Below are 24,431 nucleotides of genomic sequence, written 5' to 3' on the forward strand. Positions count from 1 at the left end.
AAGGTGAGGCACATGACCGAGAACACCGCCGCCCTGCCCGCCGCCGAGCGTCCCGGCACCCCCGCCCTGCCGCAGGACCTCATCGACGTCGACGCCCTCCTGGAGGCGTACCGCACCGGTCACCCGGACGTGACGGATCCGGCGCAGAAGGTCGTGTTCGGCACCTCCGGCCACCGCGGCTCCGCGTTCACGACCTCGTTCAACGACGACCACATCGCCGCCATCACGCAGGCCGTGGTCGAGTACCGCGCGCACCACGGGATCACGGGGCCGGTCCTCGTCGGCAAGGACACGCACGCCCTGTCCGGGCCCGCGCAGGACACCGCCGTCGAGGTGCTGCTCGGCAACGACGTCGAGGTGCTCGTCGACTCCCGCGGCGGCTACACGCCCACCCCCGCCGTCTCCCACGCGATCCTGCACCTGAACGCCGGGCGCGAGCTGTCGCCGTCGGGCTTTGCGGTGGACGGGGACAACGCCGGCCTCGTGGACGGCCTCGTGATCACCCCCTCGCACAACCCGCCCGCGGACGGCGGCTTCAAGTACAACCCGCCCCACGGCGGCCCCGCGGACACCGAGGCGACCACGTGGATCGCCGACCGCGCCAACGAGCTGCTCGCCGCCGGGCTGGCGGGCGTGCACCGGGTGGCGAGCGCCGACGTCGCCGGCCACGCGAAGCTGGGCGGCTTCGACTTCCTGGACCGGTACGTGTCCGATCTGCCGCAGGTGATCGACGTGGAGGCGATCCGCGAGGCGGGCGTGCGCATCGGTGCCGACCCCATGGGCGGGGCGTCCGTGGCGTACTGGGGCGAGATCGCCGACCGCCACGGGCTGGATCTGACCGTGGTGAACCCGGAGGTGGACCCGCGATTCGGGTTCATGACCCTGGACTGGGACGGCAAGATCCGCATGGACTGCTCGTCGCCGAACGCAATGGCCTCGCTGATCGAGCGGATGACCCCGGACGCGGACGGGCAGGTGCCCTTCGACGTCGCCACCGGCAACGACGCCGACGCGGACCGGCACGGGATCGTCACCCCGGACGGCGAGCTGATGAACCCGAACCACTACCTCGCCGTGGCCATCGACTACCTGTACCGCCACCGCGAGCAGTGGCCCCAGAGCGCGGGCGTGGGCAAGACCCTGGTGAGCTCCTCGATGATCGACCGCGTGGCCGGGGACCTGGGCCGCGAGCTCGTGGAGGTGCCGGTGGGCTTCAAGTGGTTCGTGCCGGGACTGCTGACGGGCACCGGCGTGTTCGGCGGCGAGGAGTCCGCGGGCGCGTCCTTCGTGCAGTTCGACGGCAGCCCATGGTCCACGGACAAGGACGGGCTGCTGCTGTGCCTGCTGGCCGCGGAGATCATCGCCGTGACGGGCCAGTCCCCGTCCGAGCGGTACCGCGACCTCGTGGCCCTGCACGGCGACCCGGCGTACGCGCGCATCGACGCCCCCGCGACCGCCGAGCAGAAGGCGAAGCTGAAGACCCTCTCCCCCGACGACGTCCCCGTGACCGAGCTGGCCGGCGAGACCATCCTCGCGACGCTGACCAACGCCCCGGGCAACGGCGCCCCGATCGGCGGGCTCAAGGTGGTCACGCAGCACGCGTGGTTCGCGGCGCGGCCCTCCGGCACCGAGGACGTCTACAAGATCTACGCGGAGTCCTTCCGCGGCCCCGAGCACCTGACGCAGGTGCAGGCGGAGGCGCAGCGGCTGGTGGACGCGGTCATCGGCTGACCCCCACCCCCGCCCGCTTTCGTTCGGGAAACGGCGGCGTGTCGCACCGCTTTCGTTCGGGAAACGGCCGGGCGCGCGCGCCGTTTCCCGAACGAAAACGCCGTGGCGCCCGTCGGGGCGGCACCAGCGGCCGGAGGACGACGACGGCGCCCCGCCCTGCCGCCGCACAGGGCCGCTCGGTAGCGTGGCCGGCATGAGCACGCAGCCCCCCGGTCTGACCACCGACTCCCCCGACTCCCCCGCCGACGATCCGGTCCGCGAGCCGTTGCCCACCGAGGCCCTGCCGATCGCGCCGGCCGGGCCCCGACCCGAGGAGCCGCGGGCCGCCGTCGAGCGGCTGCGCGCCGCCGCCCGCTCCCGCGCCGCCCACCCGCGCGCGGTGCGGGTGCGCCAGCTCAAGGGCCTGAAGCGGATGCTGACCGAGCACGCGGACCGGTTCGTCGCGGCGCTCGGCACGGACCTGGGCAAGCCGGCCACCGAGGCGCTGATCACGGAGATCGTCTCGGTGCGCTCCGAGGTGGACCACGCGCTGCTGCACCTGACCGACTGGATGGAGCCGCGGCCCGTGAAGCTGCCGCTGGCCCTGCGGCCCGCGAGCGCGGAGGTCAGGCCGCGGCCCAAGGGTCTCGTGCTGGTCATCGGCGCGTGGAACTACCCGGTGCAGCTCGCGCTCGCCCCGGTCGTGGGTGCGCTGGCGGCCGGCAACACGGTGGTGCTCAGCCCGTCGGAGAAGGCCCCGGCCACGGCGGCGGCGCTGCGGGAGCTGGTGCCGCAGTACCTGGACTCCGCGCTGGTCTCCGTGGTGGCGGGCGGCAAGGAGTGCAACACCGCGCTGCTGGCGGAGCCGTGGGACCACATCCTCTACACCGGCGGGGAGCGCGTGGGCCGGATCGTCTACGAGGCGGCGGCGAAGACCCTCTCCCCCGTGACGCTCGAGCTGGGCGGCAAGTCGCCGGCGGTGGTGACGCCGTCGCGGAACACGGGAGCGATGGCCCGCCGCATCGCGTGGGCGAAGTTCACCAACGCGGGCCAGACGTGCGTGGCCCCGGACTACGTGCTGGCCGTCGGCGAGGCCGCGCTGCGCCAGGTGACCGCCGAGCTCCCCGCAACCCTGCGCGAGTTCTACGGCGACGACCCCCGCGCGTCGAAGGACTACGGCCGGCTCATCTCCGCCGAGCACGCGGAGCGGCTGCGGGAGATGCTCCAGACGGACCTCGACGCCGGCGCCGAGCTGCTCGTCGGCGGCGACGTGGATGTGGCAGGACGGTACATGGCGCCGACCGTGGTGACGGGCGTGCGGCCCGACGGCGCGCTCATGCAGGAGGAGCTGTTCGGCCCGATCCTGCCCGTGCTGACCGTGGACACCTTCCAGGACGCCCTGGACTTCATCGCGGAGCGCCCGCACCCGCTGGCCGCCTACCTCTTCACGGACCGGCCGAGCTACCACCGCGCGTTCGACGACCAGGTACAGGCCGGCGGCCTCGGCTACGACGTCGGCCTGCTGCACGCCGGCATCGCGACGCTGCCGTTCGGCGGGATCGGCGCGTCCGGGATGGGCGCGTACCACGGCATCCACGGGTTCGAGACGTTCTCCCACCTGCGCCCGTCCATCACGAAGTCGGACCAGGTGGACACGCTCAAGACCGCGTACCCGCCGTACGGGCGGATGAAGCGGGCGCTGCTGCCGAAGATGCTCTGAGGGGGCGGGGATCAGCGCTGCGGCCAGAAGCCGCGTCGGGCGTAGACCTCAGCGAGGACGTCGACGCGGTCGGTCATGACGCCGTCGACGCCGAGGTCGAGCAGGCGCTCGATCTCCGCGGGCTCGTCCACGACCCACACGTGCACCGGCAGGCCCGCCGCGTGGCACCGCCGCACGAAGTCGGCGGTGGCCACGGGCACGCGGCCGTGCCGGACGGGCACCTGCACGCAGTCGACGTCGAGGGCGTACCGGCGCAGCCAGCGGGTCAGTCCCAGCGGGCCCAGCGTCACGAGCGCCGCGATGGCGGCCGCCCCGCCCGACGTCGCCACCCGCTCCGGCCCGTACGCCCGCTCGGGGTGGCCGAGGCGGGCGAGGGCGCGCCGGAAGAGGCGGCGCCGCGAGTCGTGGAACGAGGCGACGAGCACGCGGTCCCACGCGCCGTGCTCGGCGAGGATGCGGGCCAGGGCCGGGGCCGACGCGCGGTCCTTGAGGTCCACGTTGAGGCGCGCCTCGGGGAGCGCCGTGAGCAGTTCGGTGAAGCGCAGCAGCGGCTCCCCGCCGACCGTGACGTCCGCCAGCCGCTCCCACGTGTGGTCGTGCAGCCGGCCGCGGCCGGTGCTGACGCGGTCCAGGGTGTCGTCGTGGAAGACGACGAGCTCGCCGTCCGCCGTGGTGCGCACGTCCAGCTCGAGGTAGGTGAACCCGGCGGCGTGGGCGTCCACGAACGCGGCCAGGGAGTTCTCCCGGTCGACGGCGGCGCCCCGGTGCGCGAACCCCAGCGGGTGGCCGCGACGGGCGGGGACGGAGTCGGTGAGGTAGGCGGGGGCGGGACGGGGCGAGGTCGGACGCACGGGATCACCGTAGCGGGGACGGACGGCCGAGTGCCCGCTGCCGCAGCCGGGAACGCGAGAGGTCGGAATGAGCGTCAGACCCGCCCTCATTCCGACCACTCACGTGACAGGTGGGGCCGACGCGCCCGCCCTCAGTCCTCCGCCGGCAACTCCAGCATGGGGCGGTGCTCGTAGAAGGTCTGCAGCACCACGGTGGTCCGGGTGGACACCGACGCCGTCTGGCGGATCTCCGTCACGAGGGCCTCGAGCTCGCGTGGCGAGCCCACGCGCACGAAGAGCATGTACGCGGCGTCGCCGGCCACGGAGTGGCACGCCTCGATCGCCGCGATGGACTCGAGGAGCTCGGGGGCGTCGTCGGGCTGGCGCGGGTCCAGCGGGCTGATCTCGATGAACGCGGAGAGCGGCCTGCCCACGGCCTCGGGGTCGAGCAGCGCACGGTAGCCCGTGATGACGCCCGTGCTCTCGAGCCGGCGCAGGCGCGCCTGCACGGCGGAGGTCGAGAGGCCGACCCGCTCGGAGAGCTGGGCGAGCGTGGCGCGCGGGTCATGGGAGACGGCGGCCGCAAGCCGCGCGTCGACAGGGTCGTCCATGCGCCGCACGCTATCAGCCGGCCCCGGCCGCCGGGTTGACAGCCCCATGCCCTCATGGAAACCTTCCGGCAAGTGATCCGCATCACCGGATATTTTCCGGCGATTCGACCTCAGGAGGGTTCCATGTCCACCACTCTGCAGCCCGCCCGGACCGACGTCGTCGTTCCGGAGACCCCGGCCGACGCGCGCACCGTCGAGACCCACCCGGCCTGGCTCCGCCTCAAGGCCGCCGCCACCGCCCTGCAGCCCCTGCAGGTCAAGGACGGCTCCATCCCGGACCCCGCGGACCACGCCGCCGCGCGCGAGCACGTGGAGACCATCGTCGCCGCCGTCGAGGAGCTCGCCCCGCTCTTCCCACACGACGCCGCCTACCTCGCCGCCCTGCCCCGCGACTTCGCCCGCTGGGCCGACGGCGGCTTCGGCGTCCCGGACTTCCTGGACTCCCTCGTCGCCTTCCAGCCGCAGGAGCACCGCGTCGACGGCGTCCGGCACCTCGTGGTCTTCCCGATGTACACGCAGAACGGCTCCCCCGACCGGCACGTGGAGGCCCTCGTCGTCGAGACCATCTGGCCCGAGTTCATCGCCGAGCTCGAGGCCGGCGACTACGGCAACCGCCTCTTCGTCTCCCTGCGCCTGATCGACTTCACCCCCGGCTACGACACGAACTCGGCCGTCCTCTTCCCCGAGACCGTGGCCATGCGCGAGATCCCCACCTTCACGTGGGGCGCCATCTTCCAGGACCGCGAGGCCGCCCGCTTCCGCCGGGTCGTCACCGCCGCCGCCGAGATCACCCAGCTCGAGCTCCCGGCCGAGCTCGCCGAACTGCTCTCCTGCCAGGAGCTCGCCGAGGGCACCTTCGTGATGTGGGACCTCATCCACGACCGCACGCACATGCGCGGCGATCTGCCCTTCGACCCGTTCATGATCAAGCAGCGCATGCCCTTCTTCCTCTACACGCTCGAGGAGATGCGCTGCGACATGACCGCCTTCCGCGAGTGCGTGGCGATCGAGCGCCGCCTCACGGCGCGCGCCGCCGCCGGTGAGCAGCTCACCGCGCTCGAGGAGCAGACCCGCCGCCACGCCGGGCTCGTGCAGCACGCCGTCCTCTTCGACCGCGTCTTCCGCTTCGCCCTCACCGGCTCCCGCGTCCGCAACTACGACGGCCTCGGCGGCCAGCTGCTCTTCGCCTGGCTGCACCGCAAGGACGTGATCCAGTGGCGCGACGTCGAGCTCAGCGTGGACTGGGACCGGCTCGCCAACGCCGTCGTCGAGCTGGGCGACGCCATCGACACGCTCTACTGGGAGTCCATCGACCGCCCCAAGACCGTGCACTGGCTCCAGGCCTACGAGCTCGTCGCCTCCGTGGTCACCCCGCACCCGGCCTCCGTGTGGGCGCAGGGCCTGCCGCGCGAGGTGCTCGCCGGCCCGCCCAAGGGCTACACCGACCTCGTGCTCGACGACGAGTTCCCGCTGTCCATGTTCTTCGAGGCCCTCGAGAAGAAGATGTGCGGCGTCATCGAGTCCACCGCCGGGATCCGCGGCACGGACGCCTGACCCGTGGCCGCCCTGACCGACCGCGCCGTCCTGATCGCGGGCGCCACGAGCGCCTCGGGCCGGGCCGCCGCCCGCACCCTCCTCGACGCCGGCGCGCACGTCGTCGCGACCGGGCGCGACGCCGCGAAGCTCGCCCCCCTCGCCGAACTCGGCGCCGAGACCGCGGCCCTGGACCTCACGGACGAGACCGCCGTCCGCGGCCTCGTCGAGGACCTGCACGCCCGCGGCACCCGGATCGACGGCCTGCTCCACCTGGTGGGCGGCTGGCGCGGCGGCGGGGGCCTCGCCGGCCAGACCGAGGAGGACTACCGCGCCCTCGAGGCCTCGTTCACGGCGCTGCGGCACGTGAGCCGGGCCCTCGACGACGACCTGCGGGCCTCGTCCGCCGGTCGCCTCGCGATCGTCTCGTCCACGGCGGTGACCCGGCCGCTCGCCGGCGGCGCGAACTACGCCGCGGTGAAGGCGGCGAGCGAGGCATGGACCCGCGCGGTCGCGCAGGGCTGGGCCAAGGCCGCCCGGGACGCGGAGGCGCCGCTGCGCTCGGCGGCCGTCGTGTTCCGCGTGAAGTCCCTCGCCGGGCTCGAGGAACGGCTGGCCGAGGAGTACGCGCGACTGTGGAAGGCTGAGGCGGGCGCGCTGAACGACGCCGTCCTCACGCTCCAGGAGAAGGGAACGGACTGACATGCAGAGGATCCACGATCCGCAGGAGCGGGGCTTCGCCTCGGACAACTACTCCGGCGTCCACCCGGAGGTGCTCGCGGCGATCGCCGAGGCCAACGGGGGCCACCAGGTCGCCTACGGCGAGGACGTGTACACGGCGCGTCTTCAGGAGGTCGTGGCCCAGCACTTCGGCAAGGACGCCACCGCGTGGCCGATGTTCAACGGGACCGGGGCGAACGTCGTCGGGCTCCAGGCCATGCTGCCCCGCTGGGGCGCGGTGATCTGCGCGGACACCGCGCACATCCACGTGGACGAGGGCGGCGCGCCCGAGAAGTCCGCCGGCATCAAGCTGCTGCCCGTGGCCACCGACGACGGCAAGCTCACCCCCGAGCTGATCGCCGCCGAGGCCTGGGGCTGGGGTGACGAGCACCGCGCCCAGCCCCTGGTCGTCTACCTCACCCAGTCCACCGAGCTCGGCACGGTCTACACCCCGGACGAGGTCAAGGCCATCACGGACTACGCCCACGAGCACGGGATGCGCGTCTACATGGACGGCGCCCGCATCGCCAATGCCGCGGCCTCCCTGGGCCTGCCGCTGCGCGCCTTCACCACCGACGTCGGCGTGGACGTGCTCTCCCTCGGCGGCACCAAGAACGGGGCGCTGCTGGCCGAGGCCGTCGTCGTGCTCGACCCGGACGCCGCGGACGGCCTCGTGTACCTGCGCAAGAACCAGATGCAGCTGGCCTCGAAGATGCGCTTCATCTCGGCGCAGCTGCTCGCCCTGTTCGACGGCGACCTGTACCTGCGCTCCGCCCGCCACGCCAACGCCATGGCCGCCCGGCTGCGCGCCGGCATCGAGGCGGGGGTCGCCGACGGCTCGCTGGCCGGCGTCGAGTTCACGCAGGCCACGGACGCCAACGCCGTGTTCGCCGTCCTGCCCGAGGGCGTGGCCGACCGGCTGCGCGCCCGCTTCCGGTTCTACGACTGGGACGCGGCGCGCCGCGAGGTGCGCTGGGTGTGCGGCTTCGACACGACCGAGGAGGACGTGGACGCGTTCACGGCGGCGCTGCGCGCCGAACTCGTCCCCGCCGTCTGACGGACGCGCCCGGCCGGGATACCCTTCTACCACCGTGCAGCAGGGTGGGACGCCGCGGTCTTCGACGCGCGTCCGACCGCTCCTCCACCGAAAGGCCACCGTGGACACCAGCGCACCCCGGACGTCCCCGTCGACGCCGGCCGCCTCCGCCGCCCACGCCACCCATGAGGGCGGCTCCCTGCAACGCACCCTCAAGTCCCGGCACCTGACGATGATCGCGATGGGCGGCGCCATCGGCACGGGCCTGTTCGTGGCCTCGGGCAACACCATCGCGACCGCCGGCCCCGGTGGCGCCCTCGTGGCCTATGTGGCCATCGGCTTCATGGTGTTCCTGCTGATGCAGTCGCTCGGCGAGATGTCCACGTACCTGCCGGTCTCCGGCGCGTTCGAGGAGTACTCGACCCGCTTCGTGAGCCCCTCGTTCGGCTTCGCCATCGGCTGGAACTACTGGTACAACTGGGCGATCACGGTGGCCGCCGAGCTCGTCGCGGCGGCCCTGATCATGCGGTACTGGCTCCCGGACGTGCCCTCGTGGATCTGGTCCGCGATCTTCCTCGCGCTGCTCTTTGGCCTCAACGCCCTCTCCACGCGCGCCTACGGCGAGAGCGAGTTCTGGTTCTCGCTCATCAAGGTCGCCACGGTGGTGATCTTCCTGGTGCTCGGCGTCCTGATGATCGTCGGCATCCTCGGCGGCTCCTCCCCCGGCTTCCACAACTGGACGGACGGCGAGGCCCCCTTCGTGGGCGGCGGCGCCGGCATCCTGGCGATCTTCATGGTGGCCGGCTTCTCCTTCCAGGGCACCGAGCTGGTCGGCGTGGCCGCGGGCGAGGCCGAGGACCCGGAGAAGAACGTGCCCAAGGCGATCCGCACCGTGTTCGTGCGCATCCTGCTCTTCTACGTCGGCGCAATCACCGTCGTCGGCTTCCTCATCCCCTACACCAGCCCCCACCTGCTGGGCAGCGACGTCGAGGACATCTCGATCTCCCCGTTCACGCTCGTCTTCGAGAACGCGGGCGTGCTCGCCGCCGCCTCCGTGATGAACGCCGTGATCCTCACGGCCATCCTCTCCGCGGGCAACTCGGGCCTGTACGCCTCCACCCGCATGCTCTGGGCCCTGGCCGACTCCGGCAAGGCCCCGCGCTTCCTGGCGAAGGTGAACCGGCGCGGCGTGCCCATGAACGCCCTCTACGCCACCACCGCGGTGGGCGCGGCGTGCTTCCTGACCACGTTCATCGGGGACGGCGCCGCCTACGTGTGGCTCGTCTCCGCCTCGGGCCTGGCCGGGTTCATCGTGTGGATGGGCATCGCCTGGAGCCACTACCGGTTCCGGCGGGCCTACGTCGCGCAGGGCCACGACCCGAAGGACCTGCCCTACCGCGCCTTCCTGTTCCCCCTGGGCCCGATCGTCGCGCTGGTCATGTGCGCCGTCGTGATCCTCGGCCAGAACTACCAGGCGTTCATGGGCGACGTGGACCTCGTGGCCGTGGCCAGCGCGTACATCGGCCTGCCCCTGTTCCTCGCGCTGTGGCTCGGCCACAAGCTCGTCACCGGCTCGAAGCCGGTCCGCTACGAGGACGCCGACCTCACCCGCGTCCTGGACTGAGTCCCCCACCTCGGAGGTCGCCGTGCCCGCCCCCTCCTCCCACGCTCCCGCCGCCACCCACACCGCCCGGGGCCGCCTGGTCTGGGTGGACGTCGCGCGCGGCCTGGCCCTGGTCGCGATGATGGTCGCCCACACGGCGCCCGCCGGCGGCCCGGGTGGGGTGCTCCACCTCTCCGAGCACCTCACCGCGCCCCTGTTCGCGGCGCTCGTGGGCGTGGGCGCGCGCCTCGAGGCGGAGTGGCTGGGCCGTGGCCGGGCCGTGCCCCGCGCGCTTGTGCGGGCGGCCGCCCTGTGCGGGGCGGCGTGGCTGACCGGGCTCTTCGGGGCGGCCGTCGTGAACGTGCTGGCGCACCTGGCTGTGCTCACGGTGCTCATGGCACTGCTGGCCGCCCTCCCCCTCGCCGCGCACCTCGTGCTCGCCGTCCTGGCCGGCGGAGGCGGCCTCCTGCTCGCCGCCACACCGACGGCCGACGTCGTCGACCGGCTCCTCCCCGCCGCGCAGGCGCTCGGGCTGAGCCGCGCGACGCTGACCCCGTGGGTCTCCGCGTTCCTCACGGACGGCCCGTTCCGCCTCCCCCTGTTCCTCGCGTGGGCGCTGCTGGGGGCGGTGCTGGTCGCCACCGTCCACGGCATGACGACGGCGGCCCCGGCCCGGCGCGCACGGCTCACGGGGCTCGCCTGGGCGGCCGGGGGGATCGCGCTGGCCGGCGTCGTGCTCGCCCTGTCCCGGACGCAGACCGGCGCCGCCCCGGCGCCCTCCGCCGCGACCCCCGCGGAGGCCCTGCTGGTCACGGGCCTGGTGCTCACCGTCCTCGGCGGGTGCGCGGCCCTCGCGCCGCCGCGGGCCGGGCTGCTGGCCGTGCCCGGCGCGATGACGCTGTCCGTGTACGTGGCGCACCTGTGGTACCTCGGCTGGGTGCGGCGGCTCGGACCCGGGCCGTGGCGCAGCGACACCGGCGCGGTCGACACGTGGTTCAACCTGGCCGTGCTGGTCGCCGGCGCGCTGCTGCTGCCGCCGCTGTGGCAGGCCGTCGTGCGCGTCGGCCCGTTCCGCGCGGGGCCGCTGGAGGGCGTCGTCCGCCTGCTGACGGCCCCGTTCGACCGCGCGCGCTGACCGACGTCCACCCCAGCGGGTAGCCTCGAGAGCGTGAGCGAGCGAACCACCTACCTGCTGATCGACGGCGAGAACATCGACGCCACCCTCGGCACGTCCATCCTGCAGCGGCGCCCCCAGCCCGACGAGCGGCCACGCTGGAAGCGCCTGCTCGGCTACCTCGAGGACCACTGGGACCAGCCGGTCAAGGGCCTGTTCTTCCTCGCCATCGACGGTGAGATCCCCATCCCGTTCGTCCAGGCGCTCACCGCCCTCGGCTTCCAGCCGATCATGCTGCGGGGCGAGGGCAAGGTCGTGGACATCGGCATCCAGCGCACCGCGGAGGCGCTGCTGGGCCGGGAGGACGACGTCGTCCTCGTCAGCCACGACGCCGACTTCGCCCCCCAGCTCACCGACCTCGCGGCCACGCCGGGCCGACGCACCGGGATCATGGGCTTCGAGGAGTTCCTCTCCCACGAGCTGCGCCGCATCCCCGGGGTCGAGTTCTTCGACCTGGAGCACGCGGTGGGCGCGTTCGACTCGTCCCTGCCGCGCCTGCGCGTGATCGACGTCGAGGCGTTCGACCCGTACGAGTTCCTCTGACCCGCCGGGGGTGGCCCGCGGCTCAGTCCGTGGGCAGCTCCAGCAGGCGTTCGACGGTGGCGGCCACCCCGTCGTCGTCGCACGCCCCGACCACGCCGTCCGCCGCGGCCAGCAGCGACGGGTGGCCCGAGGCCACGGCCAGGCCGAGACCGGCCCACTGGAGCATCTCCAGGTCGTTGGGCATGTCCCCGAACGCGACGACGTCGGCCGGCGCGACCCCCGGCTCGCGGCGAACTCCGCGAGGGTCGCCGCCTTGTGCACGCCCGGCGCGGACATCTCCACGAGCGCGATGCCGGGCGCGGAGTGCGTGGCGCTCACGAGCTCGTCCAGCTCGGCGCGGGCCGCGGCGAGGAAGGCGTCCGGGGCCAGGGTGTCCGAGCGGGCCAGCAGCTTCACGACGCCCAGCCGACCCGGCAGCGCGGCCTCGAGCGTGGCCGCCGCGTGGACCTCGGCCCGGAACTCGGCGCGCTCGGAGAACGCGTGCTCCCAGAAGAAGCCCTCGAGGGTCTCGGCGCCGAAGGACACGGTGCGGTCCAGGGCGCGCAGCCGGTCCGTGGCGGTCCACACGGCCTCGACGGGCATGGGGTGGTCGATCAGGACGTCGTCCGTGGCGGTGTCCACGACGACGGCGCCGTTGGAGCAGATCACCGGGCCGACGGGACCCAGCTGCGCGCTCAGCGGGCCGAGCCAGCGGAGGGGACGGCCGGTCACGAACACCACCTCGACGCCGGCGTCGTGGGCGTCCCGCAGCGCTGTGATGGTGCGCGGGCTCAGGCGTCCCGACCGCGTGTGCCGGTACCCGATGATGGTGCCGTCCAGGTCCGTCGCGATCATCCGCGGACGGCGCGAGGGCAGGGGCAGGGCGGGCATGCGCCCAGTCTAGGCCGGGGCCGTGCGGCGGGCCGGGGTGTCCTCCGCGGGCGAGCGGGGGCACGATGGGGGCGTGGACACCGCACAGCAGACCACCGCGCAGGACACCGCCCCGGACCCCGCGTCGACGACGCCCCGCACGGTCACCGTCACCGGCGCCGCCGGCAACATCGGCTACGCGCTGCTCTTCCGCATCGCCGCCGGCGGGATGCTCGGCCCGGACACCCCGGTCCGGCTGCGCCTGCTCGAGATCCCGGCCGCCCTGGGCGCCGCGGAGGGCACCGCCATGGAGCTCGCCGACGCGGCCTTCCCGCTGCTGGCCGACGTGGAGGTCACGGAGGACCCGGCCCGCGCCTTCGACGGGGTGCAGCACGCGCTGCTCGTCGGCGCACGGCCGCGCACGAAGGGCATGGAGCGCGGCGACCTGCTCGAGGCGAACGGCGGGATCTTCGGGCCGCAGGGCCGGGCGATCAACGACCACGCGGCGCAGGACGTGCGGGTCGTCGTCGTCGGGAACCCGGCCAACACCAACGCGCTGATCGCCGCCGCGCACGCCCCGGACGTGCCGGCCGAGCGCTTCACGGCGCTGACCCGGCTGGACCACAACCGGGCCGTGGCGCAGCTGGCGGCGCGGGCCGGCGTCGCGGTGACGGACGTGTCCGGCGTGACGATCTGGGGCAACCACTCCGCCACCCAGTTCCCGGACCTCACCCACGCCCGCGTGCGGGTGGACGGGACGTGGCGGCCGGCGCTCGAGGTGGTGGACCCGGTGTGGGCGAGCGAGGAGTTCGTGCCGCGCGTGGCGAGGCGGGGCGCGGAGATCATCGAGGTGCGCGGGGCGAGCTCGGCGGCGTCGGCGGCGTCCGCGGCGATCGATCACATGCGCGACTGGACCCTCGGCACCGGTGTGGACGCGGACGGTGCGCCGCGCCGGACGTCGGCCGCGGTGGTCTCGGACGGCTCCTACGGGGTGCCGGAGGGGCTGATCAGCTCGTTCCCCGTGACCTCCGACGGCGGCACCGCGTGGCGGATCGTGCCGGGGCTGGAGCCGGACGAGTCCGTGCTGCCGGGTGAGGGCGGGCGGCTGGCCGCGACCGTCGCCGAGCTGGAGGCCGAGCGCGACGCCGTGCGAGGGCTGGGCCTGCTCTGAGGCGGCCGGGATCGTCTGCGTCTCTGACCCTTCTGGGGGCGTCCCCGCCCGCCGGAAGGGTCGGATGCGCAACAGATTCGTGCGGGGACGGGCGGGCGTGGGGTCAGTCCGCCAGCTCGGCCCGCGTGGGCGGGTCCGCCCCCGGGCGGGAGGCCGTGATCGCCGACGCGCGGGAGGCGTAGATCAGCACCGACTCGACGTCGGCCGGGTCCATCGCGTGCAGGCGGCCGCGGTTCGCGGCGCCGAGCAGGGAGCGGTCGTCGAGGGCGGCGAGCAGGGCGGCGGTGAACGAGTCGCCGGCGCCCACGGTGTCCGCGACGTCCACGGGCACGATCGGGCGCTCCACCACGCCGTGCGCGGTGACGGCCACGATGTCCTCGGCGCCGCGGGTCATCACCACGAACGCCGGGCCCATCTGCTGCCACGCCTGCAGCGACTCGCGCAGCGGGCGGTCCGGGTACAGCCACGCGATGTCCTCGTCCGAGGCGTGCACCACGTCCGCCAGCCGCACGGACTCCTCCGCGCGGGCGCGCGCGAACGCCCGGTCCGGCACGATCGTGGGCCGCACGTTGGGGTCGTAGCTGATGGTCGTGACCGCGGAGATCCGCTCGAGCAGGGCCATCACCTCGGCGTCGCCGGGGGCGAGCATGGTGGCGATGGAGCCGGCATGCATGTGGTGCAGCGGGCCGCCGGCGGCGTCGTCGAAGTCCCGGGCGAGCGCGGCGGCGGGCGGCAGCGTCCAGTCCAGCTCGAACTCATAGCTGGCGGCGCCCGTGGGGTCCAGGCGGGCGGTGGCCACGGAGGTGGCGGCGGCATCCGGCTCGAGCAGGCAGCGCACGCCGTTCTCCCGCAGGTGCGAGGCGATCATGTCCCCGTGCGCATCGCGGCCGAGGCGGCCGGCGAACAGGACGGGCCGCTCCAGCCGGCTCAGGCCCACGGCCACGTTCAGGGGGCTGCCCCCGACGTGCACGCGGGGGGTCGCGGTGTCCGAGACCACGACGTCGACGAGCGCCTCTCCGATCACACCACAGTACTGAGCCACGCGCCCCACGGTACCCTAATCACCGGCGCGGAACCGGGGCTGTGCGCAGGCTTCCAGGCCCCCGAGAAACGCCCGACACCCCCATCCCCGACCCCTCGGCAGGCGGCCATGTCCCCCACCCCCACCCGGCCCTCGCGCGGCCCCGGCTGGCGCCTCCACGGCGACGGCCGCACCATCACCCCGGGCACCGTCGTCGCCCCGGACGAGCGGCTGAGCTGGCCCCGGACCGTGGGCATCGGCGTGCAGCACGTGATGGCCATGTTCGGCGCCACCGTGCTCGTGCCCGCCCTGACCGGCATGCCCGCGACGACGGCGCTGCTCTTCTCCGGCCTCGGCACCCTGCTCTTCCTGGTCATCACGGGCAACCGCCTGCCCTCGTACCTGGGCAGCTCGTTCGCGTTCATCGCGCCGCTGACGGCCGCCGCCACGATCGGCGGCACGGGGGCCGCGCTCGGCGGCATCCTCGTGACGGGCCTGCTGCTCACGGTGATCGGCGTGATCGTGCACCGCGCCGGCACCGGCTGGATCCACGCGCTCATGCCGCCGGCGGTGATGGGCACGATCGTGGCCCTGATCGGCCTGAACCTCGCCGGCGCCACGACGACGGCCATGCAGGAGGTGCCGGTCACCACGTTCGGCACGGCCCTGGCGGTGGTGCTCACGGCCGTGACGTTCCGGGGGCTCCTGGGCCGCCTGTCCATCCTCGTGGGCATCGTGGTGGGCTACGTGCTGGCCCTCGCGCAGGGCCAGGTGGACTTCGCCGCCGTCGGGGAGGCCGCCTGGATCGGGCTGCCGCCCTTCCACGGCCCGGAGCTGCGCTGGGACCTGCTGCCCCTGTTCCTGCCCGTCGTGCTCGTGCTGGTCGCGGAGAACATCGGCCATGTCAGGACCGTCGGGCTGATGACCAAGCGCGACCTGGACCCGCTCACCGGCCGTGCCCTGATCGCGGACGGCCTGTCCACCATGCTCTCCGGCGCGGGCGGCGGCGTCGGCACCACCACGTATGCGGAGAACATCGGCGTGATGGCCAGCTCGCGCGTCTACTCGACGGCGGCGTACTGGGTGGCCGGCCTCACCGCGATCGCCCTCGCGTTCCTGCCGAAGTTCGGGGCCGCCGTCGCCACCATCCCGGCCGGGGTGGCCGGCGGCGCGGGCATCATCCTCTACGGGATGATCGGCATGATGGGCGTGCGCATCTGGGTGCAGAACCGCGTGGACTTCTCCAACACCGTGAACCTCATGACGGCGGGTGCGGGCCTGATCATCGCGATCGCCGACCCCCAGCTCGTGGTCAGCGGGCTCGTGTTCGGCGGCATCACGCTCGGCACGGTCGCCGCCCTGGTGGTGTACCACCTCATGACGGCGATCGCCCGCGCCCGCGGCACCGAGCCGGTGCCCGAGGACGAGGAGCAGTTCGAGGCCTCGGAGGCCGGCCGGCTCGGCTGACCCCGATCCCGCGCCGCCCCGCCCCGCGCATCCCCCCGCCACGCGCGCTTTCGGTCGTGAGATGGGGCAAATCCCACGACCGAAAGCGCTGAGAACCCCCATTTCACGTTCGAAAACGGTGGGCCGGGCCGGGCCGGGCGGGGCTGGGGGCGGGGCCCGTCAGCCGCCTGCGACCTCCTCGTCGGCGAGGGTGAGGACCTGGTCGAGCACGTCGAGGCCGAAGTGCAGGTCCTCGTCCGAGATGTTCAGCGGCGGGCACAGGTGGAACCGGTTCTCGGCCATGAACAGCAGCAGCCCGCGGTCCTTGGCCTCGGCCATCATCCGCCCCATCACGGGCGCGACCTGACCGAGCGGGGCCAGCCGCTCCCGGGTCTGCCGGTCCTTCACCAGCTCGACGGCCCAGAACGCGCCGGCGCCGCGCACGTCGCCCACGCTCGGGTGGGCCGCGGCGATCTCGGCCAGGCGCGGCTCGATGATCTGATCGCCGATGCGCTTCGCATGGGCGACCATGCCCTCCTCCTCCATTGCGGTGATCGCGGCGACGGCGGCCGCGCAGGCGAGGGGATGGCCGGAGTAGGTCAGGCCGCCGGGGTAGGGCGTGGTCGCGAAGCTCTCGTAGACGTCGTCGCTCATGGCGACGCCGCCCAACGGCACGTACCCGGAGTTGACCCCCTTGGCGAACGTGACGATGTCCGGGGTGACGCCCGTGAGCTGGTGGCCGAACCACTCGCCCACGCGGCCGAAGCCGACCATGACCTCGTCGATGATCAGCAGGATCCCGTGCTCGCGGCACAGCTCCCCGACGCCGGCCATGTAGCCGGGCGGCGGCAGGAAGATGCCCGCGGTGCCGGGGACGGCCTCGAGGATCACGGCGGCCACGGTGGAGGGGCCCTCGAGCTCGATCACGTCGCGCAGGTGGGCCAGCGCGCGCTCGGCCTCCTGCTCGTCGCTCTCCGAGCCGAACGCGGAGCGGTACGTGTACGCGGGCTGGAAGTGCACGACGCCGTCCGACGCCGAGTCCGAGCCCACGCGCCGCAGGGAGCCGGTCAGGTTCGCCGTCAGGCGCGTGGCGCCGTGGTACGAGAGGTACGCGGAGAGCACCTTGTGCCGGCCCGTGTGCAGGCGCGCCATCCGCACCGCGTGCTCGTTGGCCTCCGCGCCCGCGTTCGTGAAGAACACGTGGTTGATGGACTCCGGCAGCCGCTCCGTGATCAGCCGGGCCGCCTCGGACCGGGCATCGTTGACGTGCTGCGGGGCCACGGTGGCGAGCGTCTCGGCCTGCTCGCGGATCGCGGCCACGATCTTCGGGTGGCGGTGGCCGACGTTCGTGAAGACGAGCTGCCCGCTGAAGTCGACCATGGGCCGACCCTCGCCGTCCCACACCCACGACCCCTCGGCGTCGAGGATGGTCATGGGCGTGAGGTCGCGCTGGGCGCTCCACGAGTGGAACACGTGCGCACGGTCGAGCTCGTGGGCGCGGCGGCCCCGCTCGATGGCCTCGTCGCTGATCCGGGGGTCCCGGCGGCCGACGTGCTGCTGATGCTCGGACATGCGCCCTCCTTGAGTGTGATGCGGCTCATTCCGAGCATAGGCGCGCCCGCCCTCAGCGCGAGCTGGCGCCCCGCCGCCCGCGCGCCACCCCCACGAACGCCTGCACGAGCTCCGAGTCGGCCGCCTTGAGCCAGGCCAGGGCGACGTCCCAGCCGGGGTGGCGGGCGTCGTCGTCGCCCTGGCCCGCGGGATCCGCCCCGTCGACGGCGGCGCCCGCCTCCGCCTCGGCCCGCGCCTGCTCGTCCGCGAGCGCGGCCCGCGTGGCGGCGGCCTCGCGGTCGGCGCGGGACAGGCCCACGGTGTCGTCGAGGGTGGAGGCCAGCGGCAGCACGATCACGTCCTTGCGGCCGAACATGCGGGCCACGGACATCGGCAGCACGACGTGGCCGGCGCCGGACGCGGCGATCTCCAGGGCCATCCGCTCGCCCGCCCCGGGCAGCTCGGCGGCGTCCATCGGCTCCGCGCTGGGGGCCGGGGCGAAGCGGGCGGGATCCAGCTCCTCGTCCGGGTCGAGCTCGGCGGGCGGCACCGGGCCGTCCGCGTCCACGTCCCACGCGGCGAGCAGGTGATCCCTGCCCACGCACACCACCGGCAGCTCGGAGTACACGCCCACGAGGTGCACGTGCCGCGGGTCGACGCCGCCGGCGCGCAGGAACTCCTCGACGGACACGTCGCGTCGGCGCCGCACGTAGCCCAGCTGCGGCAGGAAGTGGCGGGGCTGACCGGCGTCGTCGTGGGCGAGGTGGGCCAGCTGGGCCGCGTCGTCGTGGTTGACGAGCTGCACCGTGCGCTGGCGCGTGGTGAACCGCTCCACCCAGGTGGACGGCGTGGCCCCGGGGATGGTGGCCAGGAAGAGGGTCTCGGGCGGGACGGGCAGGTCGGCCGGCGGCGCGGGCGCGGGACGACGCCGGCCCTCGCCCCCGGCACGGCCCGCGGGCTTCACGCCCTTGGCCACGCCACGCCCGCCGGAGCGGGTGGACCGGGCGGGGCCGCCCCTGCTCGCGCGGGACTTCCCGCCCCGGCCGCCACGGGAGCCGCTCAGCGGACCTTCTCCTTCAGGAAGGAGACGGCGCGATCCCAGGCGAGGGCCGCGGCCTCGGGCCGGTGGTTGCCCTGGGGGTTCTCGTCGTTGTGGAAGGCGTGCGGGGCGTCGTAGTAGAAGTACTCGACGTCGGCCCCGGACTCCTCACGGATCTGCTGCTCCTGCTTCCGCGCGTCCTCGACGGGGAAGGAGTCGTCCTGCTCGGCGTAGTGGCCCTGGACGGCGGCGGTGACGCCGGAGAAGTCGCCGGGCACGCCCTGGCCCACGCCGTAGAACGGCACGGCGGCGGAGACCTTGTCCCCCTGCTGGGCCGCGAGGGCGAGCACGAAGCCGCCGCCCATGCAGAAGCCGATCGCCCCCACGGTCTGCGAGGTCACCTCGTCCCGGGCGAGCAGCCAGTCGACGGCGCCGGCCAGCTGGCGGGCGCCCTCCTCGGCGGGCAGGTTCTGCATCATCTCGCCGGCCTCGTCGCCGTCGTGGGCGATCCAGCCGCCGTAGAGGTCCGGGGCGAGCGCGACGAAGCCGAGGTCGGCGAGGCGGTCGCACACGTCCTTGATGTGATCCACCAGGCCCCACCACTCCTGGATCACGATCACGCCGGGGCCCTTCCCGGAGGCGGGCAGCGCGAGGTAGCCGTGGCCCGTCCGGTCGCCGTCCTGGCCGGCGTCCTTGGTGGGCAGGTCGAACGTGACGTTCTGGTGCGGGGTCTTCGAAGCCATCATGGGCCCCACCCTACGAGCAGACCGGGCCCCTCATCGAGGGACCCGGTCTCGCCGCGCGAGGTCGGCTCAGGCTCAGGCCTGGGCGTCGGCCTCGGGCAGCACGAAGGCGGCGCCGATCTCGAGCTTCACCTTGTCCGAGACCAGGAGGCCGCCGGCCTCGGTGGCCGCGTTCCAGGTCAGGCCGAAGTCCTTGCGGGAGATCTCGCCCGTGGCCTCGAAGCCCACGCGGGTCGCGCCGAAGGGGTCCTTGTCCTGGCCGCCGAACTCGGCCTCGAGCTCCACGGTCTGGGTGACGCCGTGCAGCGTCAGCTCGCCGACCAGGGTGAACTCCTCGGGCTCGCCGCGGACCTCGGTGGAGCGGAAGGTCATGGTGGGGAACTGCTCCACGTCGAAGAAATCGGCGGAGCGCAGGTGGGCGTCGCGGCCCTCGTTCTTGGTGCTGATGGAGGCGACGTCGACGGTCACGTCGACGGAGGACTGGGCGAACTGCTCGGCGATGGTGAGCTGGCCCTCCACGGCGTGGAAGGTGCCGCGGGCCTTGGAGATGCCCGCGTGGCGGACGACGAAGTCGACGTCCGAGTGCGCGGCGTCGAGGTTCCAGGTTCCGGTGGTGATGGCGTGCATGGGGTGCTCCTTCTCAGCGGGTCTGTCTGGTGTGTCCGGGGTGGGCCGCGGCGGCGGCGATGGCTCCTCGGCCTCCGAACTTGTTTCAAATTCAAACATCATCCGGGTGGGTCGTCCACGCTCGATCGTCAAAATTCGAAATAGAGACGGACGTCACGGGCCGTGGGGCACATCAGGCCGCGTCCGCCCACGACGACGGCCCGGAACCTCCGGGGGTTCCGGGCCGTCGGCCCGCGGGCGGGCAGCGGGGCCGCGCTCGGGCGGCCGGACGGGGTCAGGCGGCGGGGCCGCCCCCGTCACGGGTAGAGGCCGCGGGTGCGGTGGGCCTCGGCCACGCGCTGCACGGCGGTCAGGGTGGCGGCCTCGCGCAGGCTCACGCGGCGGCTCTCGGAGGTGGCCAGTACCGCCTGCCACGCGGCGACCATGCGCCGCTTCAGGCGCTCGTCCACCTCCTCGCGGCTCCACCAGTAGGCCTGGTTCGCCTGGACCCACTCGAAGTAGGAGACGATCACGCCGCCGGCATTGGCCAGGATGTCCGGGACGACCAGGACGCCCTTCTCCGCGAGGATGCGGTCGGCCTCGCCCGTGGTGGGGCCGTTGGCGCCCTCCACGACCAGCCGGGCGCGCACGCGCGGGGCGTTCTCCTCGGTCAGCACGGACTGCACGGCGGCCGGGACCACGAGGTCCACGTCCATCTCGAGCAGCTCGTCCGCGTCCATGGGCTCGGTGCCGGGGGTGTCCTTCACGGAGCCGGTGTCCCAGAGCTGCCTCTGCAGGGCGTCGTAGTGCAGGCCCTCGTCGTCGCGCACGGCGCCGTACTGGTCGGACACGGCCACGACCTTCACGCCGGCCGCCTCGAGCAGCTCGACCGTGCCGGCGCCGACCTTGCCGAAGCCCTGGACCGCCGCCGTCGCCCGCGACGGCTCGATGCCGAGGTGCTCGAGCGCGGCGAGCGCCACGTGGACCACGCCCGCCGAGGTGGCGGAGGCGCGGCCCAGCGAGCCGCCGAGCGAGACGGGCTTGCCGGTGACCACGCCGAGCGTGGTGTGGCCGACGTTCACCGAGTAGGTGTCCATCATCCAGGCCATGGTCTGCTCGTCCGTGCCCACGTCCGGGGCGGGGATGTCCACCTCGGGGCCGATGATCGGCTGGATCTCGGAGGTGTAGCGCCGGGTGACGCGCTCGAGCTCGGCCTTCGAGTACTGGCGGGGGTCGATGGTCACCCCGCCCTTGGCGCCGCCGTAGGGCACGTCCAGCAGGGCGCACTTCCAGGTCATCCACATGGCCAGCGCGCGGACCTCGTCCAGGTCCACGTCCTGACTGAAGCGCACGCCACCCTTGGCCGGGCCGCGGGAGAAGTTGTGCTGCACGCGGTAGCCGCGGAGCACCTCGGTGGAGCCGTCGTCGCGGCGCAGGGGGATGGAGACGGCCATCTCGCGGCGGGGGGCGGCGAGCATCTGGTGCAGGCCCTCGTCGTAGCCGAGCGTCTTCACGGCGGCGGAGAGCTGGGCCAGGGCGTTGTCGAGCGGGGAGGACGGCGCCGTCACGGCCTCGTCCTCGGCGGGGATCCTCGTCATTGAGCGTCCTCGTGGTCCGGTGGGCAGGGATGTGTCGCGGCCCGACCGACGCGCGGAGGGCCGCGCCCCATTGCGCGGCCGACGTCGTCCGGACCCCGATGAACGCTACGCGCTCCCCCCGCACCCGTCACCCCTTCTGAGCCGAGATCCACGCCCACCCGGGTGACGTCGGACACGGTGGCGTGTACTGTGCTGTGGACGCGCCGCACACCCGCGGCGCCCTTCGGCGTCGAACCGACGCCGCTCGCTCAGGGCCCACCTGGTCCGGCCCCCGGCCGTCCGCCGCGCGAGGCACCCCGCCCGCGACGTCGGCCCGACGCCCCAGCCCCGTGAAGGAGCCCCTCATGACCGTGACCCTGCCCGCCGCGATCACCCCCTCCCCCGCGTTCCAGCCCGTGCCCGGCCAGCGCATCGACCCGGAGCTCGCCCGCTCCTGGCTGCTGGTCAACGCCGCCCAGCCCGAACGGTTCCAGCCCGCCGAGGACTCGGCCGCGGACATCGTCATCCTCGACATCGAGGACGCCGTGGCCCCCAAGGACAAGGACCAGGCCCGCGGGGACGCCGTCGCCTGGCTGACCTCCGGGCACACCGGCTGGGTGCGGCTCAACGGCTACGGCTCGCGGTGGTGGGAGCAGGACGTCGAGGCGCTCGCCGCGGCCCTGCCCGCGCACCTGGGCGGGCCGGTCGCCGAGGGCGGCCTGGCCGGCGTCGTGCTGGCGATGGTGGAGTCCACGGACCACGTGAACGAGACCGCCCGGCGGCTGCCCGGGGTGCCCGTCGTGGCGCTCGTGGAGACGGCGCGCGGGCTGCAGCGGATCGACTCGATCGCCGCCGCGAAGGGCACGTTCCGGCTGGCCTTCGGGATCGGCGACTTCCGCCGTGACACCGGCCTGGGCGAGTCGCCGATGGCGCTGGCGTACACGCGGTCCCAGTTCACGATCGCGGCGAAGGCCACGGGGCTGCCGGGCGCGATCGACGGGCCCACCGTGGGCTCCACCGGCGTGAAGCTCGCCGAGGCGACGGCGGTGACCGCGGAGTTCGGCATGACCGGCAAGCTGTGCCTCGCGCCGGAGCAGTGCGCGGCCGTGAACGAGGGGCTCAGCCCGTCCCAGGAGGAGCTGGCGTGGGCCCACGAGTTCCTCGCGGACTTCGAGGCCGACGGCGGCGAGATCCGCAACGGCTCCGACCTGCCCCGCAAGGCGCGCGCGGAGAAGATCCTCGGGCTGGCCACCGCGTTCGGGGTGCGCTCCACGCGGTACCCGGACCAGGACAACGCGATCACGGCGCCGTCGGACACGTACCACTACTGAGCGGGGCCGCCGCCCACCAGAAACGCGGGTTGAGTTGTCACGGGTGCGGAGGCCGCACACCGGTGACAACTCAACCCGCGTTGCCTCGGGGGGTGCGGATCCCGCCTCCGCTCACACGTCCTGGCGCGTCCGGCGCACGACGGCGGCCCGCACGGAGAACGCCAGCACGATCGCCAGGATCCCGTAGATCACCCACGTGATGGGGGTGGAGACGAGCACGGCCGGGTCGCCCACCGAGCTGAGCAGGGCGTCGCGCAGGCTGGTCTCCGCGAGCGGGCCGAGCACCATGCCGATCATCAGCGGCGCCAGCGGGTAGCCGTACCGCCGCATCAGGAAGCCCAGCACGCCGATCCCCAGGAGCATCAGCAGGTCGAACACCGCGCCCGTGGTGGCGTAGATGCCCAGCCCGCAGAACAGCGTGATCCCCGCGTAGAGGTAGTGCTTCGGGATCAGCAGGAGCTTGGCCCACAGCTGCGCGAACGGCAGGTTGATCGCCAGCAGCACGATCATCGCGATGAAGAAGCTCGCCAGCAGCGCCCACACGAGGTCCGGGCTGCGGTCGAACAGCAGGGGGCCGGGCTGCAGCCCGTACTGGCGGAACGCCGCCAGCATGATGGCCGCCGTCGCGGAGACGGGCAGGCCGAGCGTGAGCAGGGCGCCCATCGCCATGCCGGTGGTCGAGTTGCCCGCGGCCTCGGGGGCCGCCAGCCCGCGGATCGCGCCGCGGCCGAACTGCGGATGCGCCCGGCGCCGGTCCAGGCGCCGCTCGGCCGAGTACGCCAAGAACGTCGGCACCTCGGAGCCGCCCACCGGCACGATGCCGAACGGCAGGCCGATCGCCGTGCCGCGCAGCCACGCCGGGGCGGCCTCACGGAACTCGGCGCCCGACAGCCACGGCCGGCCGGTGCGACGGATGCGCAGGTCCTCGTGCTCGCGGCGCACCCGGGAGGCTACGTGGAACACCTCGCCGAGCGCGAGGATCGCCACCGTGACGGTCACGAGCGGAATGCCGTCGAACAGCTGCGGGGAGCCCATCGTGAAGCGCTCGGTGCCGGTCACCGCATCGATCCCAACGACGGCGATGCCCAGTCCCAGCACCAGGGAGGCCAGGCCGCGCAGCACCGAGTCGGCGACCACCGAGGAGGTGGCCACGAACGCGAAGAGCGCGAGCGCGAAGTACTCCGCGGGCCCGAAGCTCGTGGAGAACTCCGCCAGGACGGGGGCGAGGAACACGACGCACACCGAGGCCACCATGCCGCCGATGAAGGCGCCGAGCGCCGCCGTCGCCAGGGCCTGGGCCGCCCGGCCGTCCTGGGCCATGCGGTGCCCCTCGAACGTGGAGGCGATGGCCGAGGCCTGGCCGGGGGTGTTCATGAGGATGGCCATCGTGGAGTCGCCGAAGAGGCCGCCGAAGTACACGCCGGAGAACATGATGAACGCGGCGGTGGGCTCGAGGGCGAAGGTCATGGGCAGCAGCAGGGCCACGGCCATCGAGGAGCCGAGTCCGGGCATCACGCCGACCGCGGTGCCGAGCAGGCAGCCCAGCACCACCCAGAGCAGGTTCATGGGGGTGAGGGCTCCGGCGAAGCCCTCCATGAGGAGTCCGAGGGTCTCCAT

General features: G+C 73.6%; 20 protein-coding genes and 1 pseudogene. 11 read left to right on the forward strand and 10 right to left on the reverse strand.

From position 1 onward, the window contains the following. Nucleotides 1-12: 12 nt before the first annotated feature. Both pgm and POD19_RS02875 read left to right on the forward strand, forming a co-directional pair. Complete coding sequence (pgm, locus tag POD19_RS02870) at nucleotides 13-1,731, forward strand: phosphoglucomutase (alpha-D-glucose-1,6-bisphosphate-dependent) (RefSeq protein ID WP_119217637.1); 1,719 nt, start codon at nucleotides 13-15, stop codon at nucleotides 1,729-1,731. A 193-nt stretch (nucleotides 1,732-1,924) separates the two neighbouring features. Next, complete coding sequence (locus POD19_RS02875; protein ID WP_061867219.1) at nucleotides 1,925-3,430, forward strand: aldehyde dehydrogenase family protein; 1,506 nt, start codon at nucleotides 1,925-1,927, stop codon at nucleotides 3,428-3,430. Nucleotides 3,431-3,441: 11 nt separating this feature from the next. Here the strand turns inward: POD19_RS02875 and POD19_RS02880 are convergent, their stop codons facing one another. Together POD19_RS02880 and POD19_RS02885 are read right to left on the reverse strand one after the other, a co-directional pair. Next, a complete protein-coding gene (locus POD19_RS02880) occupies nucleotides 3,442-4,281 on the reverse strand; it encodes a glycerophosphodiester phosphodiesterase (protein ID WP_100058411.1) in 840 nt (279 codons plus the stop codon). A 131-nt stretch (nucleotides 4,282-4,412) separates the two neighbouring features. Then, nucleotides 4,413-4,871: an Lrp/AsnC family transcriptional regulator gene (locus POD19_RS02885; protein ID WP_036316550.1), complete on the reverse strand. Its 459-nt coding sequence runs from the start codon at nucleotides 4,869-4,871 to the stop codon at nucleotides 4,413-4,415. 123 nt (nucleotides 4,872-4,994) lie between these two features. Here POD19_RS02885 and POD19_RS02890 point away from each other — a divergent pair, with 123 nt between their 5' ends. From POD19_RS02890 to POD19_RS02915, 6 genes are all read left to right on the forward strand, one after another. Then, on the forward strand, nucleotides 4,995-6,425 hold the full coding sequence (locus POD19_RS02890; protein WP_041103501.1) for a DUF6421 family protein: 1,431 nt from the start codon (nucleotides 4,995-4,997) through the stop codon (nucleotides 6,423-6,425). Nucleotides 6,426-6,428: 3 nt separating this feature from the next. Then, a complete protein-coding gene (locus POD19_RS02895; protein ID WP_036316546.1) occupies nucleotides 6,429-7,106 on the forward strand; it encodes an SDR family NAD(P)-dependent oxidoreductase in 678 nt (225 codons plus the stop codon). A gap of 1 nt (nucleotide 7,107) precedes the next feature. After that, on the forward strand, nucleotides 7,108-8,181 hold the full coding sequence (locus tag POD19_RS02900) for a threonine aldolase family protein (protein ID WP_044659853.1): 1,074 nt from the start codon (nucleotides 7,108-7,110) through the stop codon (nucleotides 8,179-8,181). Between the two features lie 100 nt (nucleotides 8,182-8,281). Then, a complete protein-coding gene (locus tag POD19_RS02905; protein WP_036316542.1) occupies nucleotides 8,282-9,784 on the forward strand; it encodes an amino acid permease in 1,503 nt (500 codons plus the stop codon). 22 nt (nucleotides 9,785-9,806) lie between these two features. Next, complete coding sequence (locus POD19_RS02910; protein ID WP_340309291.1) at nucleotides 9,807-10,898, forward strand: hypothetical protein; 1,092 nt, start codon at nucleotides 9,807-9,809, stop codon at nucleotides 10,896-10,898. Between the two features lie 33 nt (nucleotides 10,899-10,931). Continuing rightward, entirely contained in the window at nucleotides 10,932-11,480 is a 549-nt protein-coding gene (locus POD19_RS02915) for an NYN domain-containing protein (RefSeq protein WP_144819033.1), read from the forward strand. Between the two features lie 22 nt (nucleotides 11,481-11,502). On the opposite strand, the pseudogene POD19_RS02920 reads toward POD19_RS02915, so the two are convergent. Further along, nucleotides 11,503-12,350 (reverse strand): annotated as a pseudogene (locus POD19_RS02920) (HAD-IIB family hydrolase). Nucleotides 12,351-12,423: 73 nt separating this feature from the next. On the opposite strand from POD19_RS02920, the gene POD19_RS02925 reads away from it, so the two are divergent. Further along, a complete protein-coding gene (locus POD19_RS02925) occupies nucleotides 12,424-13,500 on the forward strand; it encodes a malate dehydrogenase (RefSeq protein WP_041103497.1) in 1,077 nt (358 codons plus the stop codon). 103 nt (nucleotides 13,501-13,603) lie between these two features. Here POD19_RS02925 and POD19_RS02930 read toward each other — a convergent pair whose 3' ends face one another. After that, nucleotides 13,604-14,524, reverse strand: coding sequence for a carbohydrate kinase family protein (locus POD19_RS02930; protein ID WP_010079702.1), 921 nt, complete (start codon nucleotides 14,522-14,524; stop codon nucleotides 13,604-13,606). 126 nt (nucleotides 14,525-14,650) lie between these two features. Here POD19_RS02930 and POD19_RS02935 point away from each other — a divergent pair, with 126 nt between their 5' ends. After that, nucleotides 14,651-15,988, forward strand: coding sequence for a uracil-xanthine permease family protein (locus POD19_RS02935; protein ID WP_144819037.1), 1,338 nt, complete (start codon nucleotides 14,651-14,653; stop codon nucleotides 15,986-15,988). 159 nt (nucleotides 15,989-16,147) lie between these two features. Here POD19_RS02935 and POD19_RS02940 read toward each other — a convergent pair whose 3' ends face one another. The 5 genes from POD19_RS02940 to POD19_RS02960 all read right to left on the reverse strand — a co-directional run bounded on the left by POD19_RS02940 (nucleotide 16,148) and on the right by POD19_RS02960 (nucleotide 21,504). After that, nucleotides 16,148-17,539 (reverse strand): aspartate aminotransferase family protein, encoded by a 1,392-nt coding sequence (locus POD19_RS02940; RefSeq protein WP_144819039.1) that lies wholly within the window; start codon nucleotides 17,537-17,539, stop codon nucleotides 16,148-16,150. 52 nt (nucleotides 17,540-17,591) lie between these two features. Further along, complete coding sequence (locus tag POD19_RS02945; RefSeq protein ID WP_340309292.1) at nucleotides 17,592-18,482, reverse strand: hypothetical protein; 891 nt, start codon at nucleotides 18,480-18,482, stop codon at nucleotides 17,592-17,594. A gap of 95 nt (nucleotides 18,483-18,577) precedes the next feature. Then, nucleotides 18,578-19,303 (reverse strand): dienelactone hydrolase family protein, encoded by a 726-nt coding sequence (locus POD19_RS02950; protein WP_119217646.1) that lies wholly within the window; start codon nucleotides 19,301-19,303, stop codon nucleotides 18,578-18,580. Nucleotides 19,304-19,375: 72 nt separating this feature from the next. Continuing rightward, nucleotides 19,376-19,927 carry a YceI family protein gene (locus tag POD19_RS02955; protein WP_144819043.1) on the reverse strand — a complete coding sequence of 184 codons (552 nt, stop codon included), beginning with the start codon at nucleotides 19,925-19,927 and terminating at the stop codon, nucleotides 19,376-19,378. 296 nt (nucleotides 19,928-20,223) lie between these two features. After that, nucleotides 20,224-21,504, reverse strand: coding sequence for a Glu/Leu/Phe/Val family dehydrogenase (locus POD19_RS02960; protein ID WP_144819045.1), 1,281 nt, complete (start codon nucleotides 21,502-21,504; stop codon nucleotides 20,224-20,226). Nucleotides 21,505-21,848: 344 nt separating this feature from the next. Between POD19_RS02960 and POD19_RS02965 the strand changes: the two genes are divergently transcribed. Beyond that, nucleotides 21,849-22,814, forward strand: a complete 966-nt coding sequence (locus POD19_RS02965; protein ID WP_052520044.1) for an HpcH/HpaI aldolase/citrate lyase family protein — start codon at nucleotides 21,849-21,851, stop codon at nucleotides 22,812-22,814. 111 nt (nucleotides 22,815-22,925) lie between these two features. On the opposite strand, the gene tctA is transcribed toward POD19_RS02965, so the two are convergent. Further along, nucleotides 22,926-24,431, reverse strand: a complete 1,506-nt coding sequence (gene tctA, locus POD19_RS02970; RefSeq protein ID WP_002858211.1) for a tripartite tricarboxylate transporter permease TctA — start codon at nucleotides 24,429-24,431, stop codon at nucleotides 22,926-22,928.

This window comes from Micrococcus sp. GPGPB33, assembly GCF_037853785.1.
Classification (GTDB): domain Bacteria; phylum Actinomycetota; class Actinomycetes; order Actinomycetales; family Micrococcaceae; genus Micrococcus; species Micrococcus luteus.

Excerpts from the sequence above, each read along its gene's own strand:
- pgm (WP_119217637.1), top strand. The coding sequence starts at position 13 with ATGACCGAGAACACCGCCGCCCTGCCCGCCGCCGAGCGTCCCGGCACC.
- POD19_RS02875 (WP_061867219.1), top strand. The coding sequence starts at position 1,925 with ATGAGCACGCAGCCCCCCGGTCTGACCACCGACTCCCCCGACTCCCCC.
- POD19_RS02885 (WP_036316550.1), bottom strand. The coding sequence starts at position 4,871 with ATGGACGACCCTGTCGACGCGCGGCTTGCGGCCGCCGTCTCCCATGAC.
- POD19_RS02890 (WP_041103501.1), top strand. The coding sequence starts at position 4,995 with ATGTCCACCACTCTGCAGCCCGCCCGGACCGACGTCGTCGTTCCGGAG.
- POD19_RS02900 (WP_044659853.1), top strand. The coding sequence starts at position 7,108 with ATGCAGAGGATCCACGATCCGCAGGAGCGGGGCTTCGCCTCGGACAAC.
- POD19_RS02935 (WP_144819037.1), top strand. The coding sequence starts at position 14,651 with ATGTCCCCCACCCCCACCCGGCCCTCGCGCGGCCCCGGCTGGCGCCTC.
- POD19_RS02940 (WP_144819039.1), bottom strand. The coding sequence starts at position 17,539 with ATGTCCGAGCATCAGCAGCACGTCGGCCGCCGGGACCCCCGGATCAGC.
- POD19_RS02950 (WP_119217646.1), bottom strand. The coding sequence starts at position 19,303 with ATGATGGCTTCGAAGACCCCGCACCAGAACGTCACGTTCGACCTGCCC.
- POD19_RS02955 (WP_144819043.1), bottom strand. The coding sequence starts at position 19,927 with ATGCACGCCATCACCACCGGAACCTGGAACCTCGACGCCGCGCACTCG.
- POD19_RS02960 (WP_144819045.1), bottom strand. The coding sequence starts at position 21,504 with ATGACGAGGATCCCCGCCGAGGACGAGGCCGTGACGGCGCCGTCCTCC.
- POD19_RS02965 (WP_052520044.1), top strand. The coding sequence starts at position 21,849 with ATGACCGTGACCCTGCCCGCCGCGATCACCCCCTCCCCCGCGTTCCAG.
- tctA (WP_002858211.1), bottom strand. The coding sequence starts at position 24,431 with ATGGAGACCCTCGGACTCCTCATGGAGGGCTTCGCCGGAGCCCTCACC.